1 protein-coding gene is annotated in these 1,034 nt (G+C 59.7%); it reads right to left on the bottom strand.

The annotated features are described in order from the left end of the window. Positions 1–267: 267 nt before the first annotated feature. Positions 268–948 (bottom strand): orotate phosphoribosyltransferase, encoded by a 681-nt coding sequence (gene pyrE / locus AB5Z54_RS01915; protein ID WP_148332521.1) that lies wholly within the window; start codon positions 946–948, stop codon positions 268–270. Positions 949–1,034 lie beyond the last annotated feature (86 nt).

The raw sequence follows: 1,034 nt of genomic DNA, 5'->3' as shown, positions 1-1,034 counted from the left end.
GCAGGCCCCGCCGACCGATTGCAAGCGGTCGGCGGGGCCATTGTGGCTCTTGACAGCGGATTGGGTCATATGAGCGAGCGAGCCGCATTCGGAGCAAGACGACGCCGCAGGTAGAGAACGGACAGCGAGCGGGTCGCATTTGAGACAAGGTGACGTGAAACGAAAGGGCGCTGACCTTCTGGTCGCGCCCTTGAAGTTGAACGTCAGATTGTCCAAATGCGGCCCGCGCAGCGTCGAGCAGTTACGGCGTTTGGTAAAACGCCGTAACTAACGTGCTCCGTACTGCTCGTAGTAGGCGTCGATGGCGGTCTTGAGCTCGTCATCGATGACAACCTTGCCGTCGATCTCGTGGTTGTAGAGGGTCTCGACGACCTCGGCCATGGAGACGATGCTCGCGACGGGGAAACCGTACTTGGCCTCGATCTCCTTCTGCGCGGTAGTCACACCGCCCTTGCCGACCTCCATGCGGTTGAGGGACACGATCAGGCCCTTGATCTCGACATCGGCAGCAGCCTTGACCTTGGGATAGGTCTCGTCGATGGACTTGCCGCTGGTGGTGACGTCCTCGACCATGACCACGCGGTCGCCGTCCTTGGGCTCATAACCCAGCAGGTTGCCCTTATCGGCACCGTGGTCCTTGGCCTCCTTGCGGTCGCAGCAGTACTTGACCTCCTTGCCGTACAGCTCGTGGTAGGCAATGGCGGTCACGACGGCCAGCGGAATACCCTTGTAGGCCGGCCCAAACAGCACATCAAAGTCGTCGCCAAAGTTATCGTGGATGGCCTGGGCGTAATACTCGCCCAGCTTCTTGAGCTGATAGCCCGTCACGTAAGCGCCGGCGTTCATAAAGAACGGGGACTGGCGGCCGCTCTTGAGCGTAAAGCTGCCGAACTTAAGGACGTCGGACTCGACCATAAACTTGATGAACTCTTGCTTGTAAGCCTCCATGCGGGCTCCTCTCGTAATTGCGTACGTGCTCTTCAGTTTAGCGCAGGCGAGGCGTCGATGTGGGCGTGCTTTGAGGCCACATCCCC

Origin of the sequence: Collinsella aerofaciens (genome assembly GCF_040910185.1) — a bacterium.
GTDB classification, from domain to species: Bacteria; Actinomycetota; Coriobacteriia; order Coriobacteriales; family Coriobacteriaceae; genus Collinsella; species Collinsella aerofaciens_BF.
Note: the sequence above shows the minus strand (reverse complement) of the source record. Positions and strands in the feature narration are given on the sequence as shown.